The sequence below is a fragment of the Corynebacterium minutissimum genome, assembly GCF_000805675.1.
Taxonomy (GTDB): Bacteria; Actinomycetota; Actinomycetes; order Mycobacteriales; family Mycobacteriaceae; genus Corynebacterium; species Corynebacterium minutissimum.
In genome coordinates this window covers 25,822-32,494 of sequence record NZ_JSEF01000007.1, presented here as the reverse complement: position 1 = coordinate 32,494, position 6,673 = coordinate 25,822, and the positions used below count along the sequence as shown (strand labels likewise).

Annotated in this window: 5 protein-coding genes; 2 read left to right on the top strand and 3 right to left on the bottom strand. The window is 56.5% G+C overall.

Going from position 1 to position 6,673, the window contains the following annotated elements:
* Positions 1-498 precede the first annotated feature (498 nt).
* Both NX84_RS12355 and NX84_RS05035 read left to right on the top strand, forming a co-directional pair.
* Positions 499-1,266: an RNA polymerase sigma factor gene (locus NX84_RS12355; protein WP_126297600.1), complete on the top strand. Its 768-nt coding sequence runs from the start codon at positions 499-501 to the stop codon at positions 1,264-1,266.
* Positions 1,267-1,852: 586 nt separating this feature from the next.
* Positions 1,853-2,098, top strand: a complete 246-nt coding sequence (locus NX84_RS05035; RefSeq protein WP_039674481.1) for a hypothetical protein — start codon at positions 1,853-1,855, stop codon at positions 2,096-2,098.
* Between the two features lie 1,312 nt (positions 2,099-3,410).
* On the opposite strand, the gene NX84_RS05025 is transcribed toward NX84_RS05035, so the two are convergent.
* From NX84_RS05025 to NX84_RS05015, 3 genes are all read right to left on the bottom strand, one after another.
* Positions 3,411-3,767, bottom strand: a complete 357-nt coding sequence (locus NX84_RS05025; protein WP_039674477.1) for a hypothetical protein — start codon at positions 3,765-3,767, stop codon at positions 3,411-3,413.
* An 11-nt stretch (positions 3,768-3,778) separates the two neighbouring features.
* Complete coding sequence (locus NX84_RS05020; protein WP_231913698.1) at positions 3,779-4,153, bottom strand: TetR/AcrR family transcriptional regulator; 375 nt, start codon at positions 4,151-4,153, stop codon at positions 3,779-3,781.
* A 170-nt stretch (positions 4,154-4,323) separates the two neighbouring features.
* Positions 4,324-6,564, bottom strand: coding sequence for a LamG-like jellyroll fold domain-containing protein (locus tag NX84_RS05015; RefSeq protein WP_039674473.1), 2,241 nt, complete (start codon positions 6,562-6,564; stop codon positions 4,324-4,326).
* Positions 6,565-6,673 lie beyond the last annotated feature (109 nt).

The window sequence follows — 6,673 nt, the reverse complement described above, 5'->3', positions numbered from 1 at the left end:
CGTAACTTCTCATCACCTGACATCTACACAACCTCCTAGCTGTATAGATGCATTCACCACCTGAGCCCGCCAGGTTGAAGCATATGTGTTCTTACTGGAAGGGTTTCGAATCGTCCTATGACCAATCCGTGCCCCTCGCCACGAAAATCATCACCTCGGAAGATGACCTGACCTTTCTCTAATTCCCAGGAGCCTCCGACTACTACCGCTCGCAACCGGTTATTTCTCAGAAACGCTCGGTCCGGGGCGACGAATACCATCTCCAATGCATCCCGCCGACGGACATCCCATACCCACAAGACGACTGACACGATAAGGCCGGAGATTATGCCCGAGATGATGCCTATACACATGGCTCCTCTTTCTCGTATTGGACAGTTCTGTACACTGTACGTTTCGAAAACCCTAACCGCACCGGCCCCTGTAGATTCGCGAGGCAGTCTTAGCCAGAGGGCTATCCAGCAGATAAACTCTCTTCCAATAACGTTAGGGAGGGTCGTGAGCGACTTAGACAGGTTTCGCAACGAGGGCCGGCACAAGCGCAAAACCACCGTCGCGTGGACGCAGACCACCAAGCCGAGAGATGAGTCAGAACGCCTCGCGGGTGACCGCGAGCTCTATGAAGTTCTGCGAGAGCAAGGCTTCCAAGGTAGAGACTACGACGATTTTGAAATCGAGATCATGGGGTACGGGTTTGCCTGCATCAAGAAGTGGATTATGACGAAAGAACTGCTAGCGAAATGCCGTGAGAAGCTGGATTTCGTTCCCAATGACGAGGACGTCCGTCTAGACCTCCTTACCCCAGATGAGGTGGAAGAAATTGCTGAAGACATCGTCGTGGAATCCGTTCTTGTGTTCAGGGAACACGCGCTTGTTGGAGGAAAGTGGTCACCGAGTGGCGGAGCAAGTTTGAAGACCTTCTTCGTCGGCAGGTGCTTAATGGAAGCATGTAAGGTGCTTAAGCGACGCGCCAGGGAGCTCAAAAGGACTGCACGCTACATCCAAGAAGTTGAGGAAAATGAATTGCTCCAACTGCCGTCACGCGAAATGCCGTTGGAGACCCAATTTGAACTCGACGACGAACTGCGCCACATAACCGGGTTACTCTCGGATAAGGAGTTAGAGGTAGCCCGCCTGCGTGCGGACGGGCTTTCGGCGAGGGAGATTGCGGACAGGCTCGAGACGTTTCCTCACAGTGTAAACAAGGCGTTGGAAAGGGTGCGAGCCAAAGCGCGAAAACATAGGAACGAAGGAGGCGTGGCGTGACGAACCGTTACAGGGAGGCATTGGGACGCTCCTCATTCGGCACCCAAGAGGTGCGCCAAATGAGGGCCAAAGTGTCGAATAAGCATACAGCAACAATGGCGAGGAAACTTGCCGAAAAACGTGCTTCTAACAGCAAAAAGGGGAATTTCTCACGATAGCCGCCTAGGACTGAGTAACGGGGCCGAGTTGCAGCTCGACCCCGTTGAGACGAGAGGTTAGTCTCGATCACCACTTGGACGTGATACACCGAGTCTAACTGAGTTGACAGCGTTTCAAGCACGAAACGCGCTCACTCTCGTCAGACTCCTTAGGAGGTTGTCAAATATGGCTCGACGCAGTGTGAATCGGTCTGCAAAGACAGGCAAGTTCGTTTCCAACGCGGCTAAGGGGCGGTGGCCTAACAAGACCACGACCGAACGGGTCGGAAAGGGAACCAGCAATAATCGCCCCGTGACCCGATCCGCAACGACGGGTCGTTTCGTCACGAAGCGTTGGGGCGACGAAAACCCCGGCGGTACTATCCGCCAGCGGGTTTAGCCGAAGAAGTCGCCTCCTGACGGAGACGACTGGCTAAAAGACTCCATTCATGCTGACCGAGTTCGGCGTGAATGGGGTTTTATTTTGGCACTGCGGAGACCGCGACGAGGAGCGCGAACGCGGCGTACTTTCGTTTTCTGGTGACAGCATGCTCAACGAAACAGCGAGCGACACTCGATTCAAGCGTCACCTTTTGGCGTACCTCATCGAATGGTATGGGAATGATCCTGGCGGTTCCGCGTCGGTTGGACAAACGGAGTGGCTGGCAAGGCAGGAGGCGCGGTTTACCTGGTGAACGCGGTGGCACGGAACATTCTAGGCGAGGCCGTGGAACACTGTGCGCGAGGGGGCTGGGTTGGTGCAGGTGGAGAAGTTTTCCGAAAGCCCCGAAGTGGGGTCTTTCGGAAAACGTTTTGAAAGTGTTCGGAAAACTCCAGCGGTGCGAGAGCCGGGACCTCGAAATGAGGTTCCGGCTTTCATTTTGTACTGAAACTGGCTGCTTCCCCAAGAAAAATAAGCTCCGTCGTTGGTCTTCCGTGACCAATTGAACGGGCCCTGAAGCCCAACCGAAGACATCCATGAGCAGCTGAATTCTGAGTTTAAATACCTTTCTGGTCTACCGGCGGATGAATTGGATACCGAACTTCAATCGCTTGAGCACAACAACGGCACAGCTCTTAGGGTTGCACCGCTCGTCATCGTTGCTGCGGTCAGATGCGCGGTAGGAATCGGGGCGCGGTCTTTACAAAACGCGGGAGGACCCGAACAGTGCTGTGTGGGCTCTCGCAAGTGTGCTCTCCGGCTGTATTCCCGGAGCCCAGCAGGCTAAGCTCGTTCAAGTCATTATGAATAACAAGCAAATGATCGCCACTGCCCTCAAGAAAGTCGGTGCATTCAGCCTCGCTGTGGCGATCCTTGGCGCCAACATCGCTCCTGTCGCGACTGCACCTAATGAGTAAAGAGAGGAACTGTTCTATGAGCCTACGAAAATTCCTGTGGATTTGCGCGGGCGTCGGAACTTTGCCAGCGGGGTATTTAAACGATGCTCCTCTTCTTCTGCTAGTAGCTCTTCTCTTCGTCGCTGCCATTCCGACAGCACTACTAATTGCGTCGTCTTCGGAGCCAAAAGGCGGCCTTAAGGCCGTCGGCCTGCTTGCGGTTTGTATTGCTATAGGGACCTTCGTTCCGCTAGTTTTGGTCTTCGCTTTTGCTGGTTACGTAGCGGTGACCTGGTATTCGGTTACCCCCGCTGAGTCCTCAGAGTACTCTACCCCACCGAAAGGCTGATTGGAGCAAGCACGGAACACCACTCGAACCCAACAAACCCCGCCCCTCGGCGATGCAGGTTCGGTGTTAAGGTTTTCACCACTTTTTAGCCTAGGTTTCGGCTCATTTTCTCTCTGACTTTCCTTCATTCCTGAAGTGTCGCAGGTTGTGTTCCCTCTGAGTAGAGGGGACACAACCTGGGGCACTTTAACTCCAGAACCGAAAGCCGTTCGGCCTAAACGTGTCATTCACCGTGAATAGTGGACGAAAATTCGCCGCGGCGGTTTCACCTGCTATTTGCCGTAAATGACATCAAGTATTGGCGCTGGGGCACGTCGGGCTCAGACGGCCTGAGCCTTTTCGTTGATGCGCGCTACACATTCAGTCGGGTTATCCAAGGACAAAATGAGCCGATCGAAATGCTCGTCTTTAAGCTCGATGACAACGGCGTTCTCATAGCCGCTAATGTTCCAGAACTGGCGTCCACCATCAGAGTGGAACGTGCCCGATAGTTTTTGGCCGGCTCGCAGACCCGGTGCTCGAAGGCCTTTGGGCTCGTGCTTCATTCCAGGGTCATGAGTAGCTCCACGAACGTGGTTCCACGGAATCGTGATGCTGCCGGTCAAAGACCAGAGCTTATCAAGCCCGAGCGGCTCGATGACGAGCTCTTTGTCTGTCAGAGTGAGTTTGTTGTTCATGATGGTCCTCCTTAGTGTTCGGTTCCTTGTGCACGGGCCAGCACGTGCTGCCCTAGCGATTCCGGGCCGGTGAAACACAGTTCATAAGCCCGCTGGATAAGCCCGCGTAAATCCATACTGACTGGCGCCACCTCAACCAGTGCCACCACCACGAAGTCCTGTGCAGCATCCGACACTCGGCCGCCTTCAGCTTCAGCACACACGGTTTCTGCCGCAGCACGAAACAATCCATGCTTTGAGCCATAGAGGTTGTAGAAGCTGGACCGGTTAAGCCCCAGTTGATTGACCACCACGTCCACTGAGACTGCATTGAATCCGCTCCTGCCAAACAACGTGATCGCGCCAGAGAGAACTTCTTTTTCATTGAATTTACGAGGTCGTCCCATGAGTTTCATACTACTCATTCCAGAATGGTTTGTCCATAACCAGATCGCCTTGGCCCACAGTCGAGCCGGTTCTTCCAAGCGACGTTTCTAACAAATAGGGGCCGAAATCTTGCTGTGCAGTAAAAATCCCCCGCCTCAGTGCGAGACGGGGGATGGAGGGTGAACGGGGACTAGTTCAGGCCCGGAATCTTAGGCAGCTTCGGCTGCGGGATGTTGAGGCCGAAGAGTTGGTTGATGGTCGGGATGAGGGCGTAGGCAGCGCCGCCGACGACTGCGATGACGGCGACGATGGGGAGGATGATCTTCGCGCCGTGGCTGGAGCCGGCGAAGAAGGCCTGGCCAATGTCACCAGCGGAAGGCTCCTTCGTGTTGGTCGGTTTAGAAGGCTTGCTCGGCTCAGTGGTAGTCGACTCAGACGGGGAGGTGGTCGCGGAAGAGGATGGCTCTTCTTCCTTCACGGCAGGGCGGGCGGTGAGCCACTCGTCGGAGTCCAGAACGCCCTGGGTCAGGCGGGTCTCACCAATCCAGCCGTACCACGGGTCCTGCGGCTTGAGGTTATCAAAGCCAGCGCCCATGACCCACTGCAGGTCGCGCGGGAGCAAGCCCTCAGCGCCCTTGGCGTTGCGCAGGATGGGTGCACCGTTGATGAACATCTCCACGGTGTCGGAATCCGGCTTGTTCACCACGGCGATGTGCATCCACTCATCGGTGGGCACCTCGTGGGACCAAACAGTGGAGCCTTCACCTTCCTTGGGCTCCGCCCACCAGCGCAGCTCACGGAGGTTGGAGATGCCGAACATGACGGTGGGGTCGGTGTCGTCGGAGCCGTCGACAAGCTCAGCGATGCTGGAGTCGCGGGAAAGCGCACTGCCCCAGCCGTGCTCAGAGCCGTTGAAGTCCTTCGGAATTTTCACGAAGGACTCGAAGGTGTAGCCCTCGGAGGTATCGACCTTGTTGATTTCAGCACCTTCCTTGGAGCGGAACTCCGCCATTTCGGCCTGACCAGCCGGGTCGGACCAGTAGAGGGAACCAGAGTCGGAGGACAGCGGGTGGTGATCCTTGGCGTAAGTGATGCGCTCGCCCTCATTGGACGGGCCGCCTTCGCGAACGAGGTCACCGGCACCATCAGCACCGAAGGCATCCGGAATGACAGCGCCTTCGGTGGCCACGTCGCCGTCGGCAAGCTGCTTGCCTTCCTTGTCCTTGGTCTGGCCTGGGCGCCAGTGGAAGACGGTCTTGTCAGACTTCACGAAGTCATTCGGGCCCTCCGGAAGCTGGTCCTCCGGGATGGTGTACGGGGTGTAGCCTTCCTCAACGATGTCGCGGGCCTTCTTGCCCAAGTCAGCGTCGTCCTCATCGCCGATGGTCCACTCCGGAGCGAAATCGGCGAAGCGCTCCTTGAAGTTAAGCGGCACGTGGTAGCTATCGCCCTTGCCGTCGAGGATGAGCTTGTCGAACTGCGTGAGCTCCTTTGCCGGCTTCTGCGCGACCCATGGGGACAGGGCAGTCATCTCCAGCTCATTGCCGCTCAGGTCGAACTCGAGCACGCCGAGCAGACCGTTACCGCCCTGGTAAGCCATCTGGTAGTCCTGCAGGATGCCGATAACGTCGTGGCCTGCATCGTTCTTGTCCACGCGGTAGCCCGCGCCGTGGTGGTGGCCGCCCATGGTGAGGAAGATCTGGTCATTCTTCTTGATGAACTTGTCCCACAGACCCTGGCCGTAGTCCTCAGAGTAGAAGACTTCACCGGCGCCATCGATGTTGAGAACCTCGTGGCTGGTGAGGATGACCGGCAGGTCCGGGTGCGCGTCGAGAACGCCCTGGGCCCACTCGAGCGCTTCGTCATCCGCGCGCCAGGCGAGCGCCAAGACCAGGTACTTCTGGCCCTCAGCCTCAAAAATGTGGTACTCAGAGTCATTGTTAACCGCGGTGTGGCGCTCCTGGAAGGTATCCGGGTTGGCGTCCTTGGCGCGCTCGGCGCTGAAGTACTTGTTGTACGGGTGCGCCGAGGCATCCTCAATCATGTCGTGGTTGCCCGGCAGGATGGAGTAGTTCAGGTCGGAATCATCGAGGACCTTCATGGCCTTGTCAGCGACCTTCCACTCGCCGTCGACGTCCGGCTGGTCCACTACGTCACCCAGGTGGGTAGCGAAGTCCATGTTGAGGGCCTTCTGGTTCTTCACCAGCCATTCGGTCTGCGCAGCATAAGGCTCGCTGCCGTAGCGCGCCTGAGCCAAGTTGCCGGTCTCCGGGGTGGAGTAACGGGAGTAGAACTGGGTATCCGGCAGCACGCCGATGGTGAAGCGTGAGCCCATGCCCTCCTTTGGTTCATCAGCAGAAGCAGGAGCAACCAAGAAGGTTCCGGCCACCGAAACGGTGAGCACAGTGCCGAGAAGGCGGCGAGTAGTCATAGTTCTTCCTATACAAGTGAGGGGGTGGATTTATTGAATTGAAAGAGACGAAGAACAGGATATGTTGCGCAGTTTGCACCCATGTGGCCGCAATATTAATTTCTTTTTA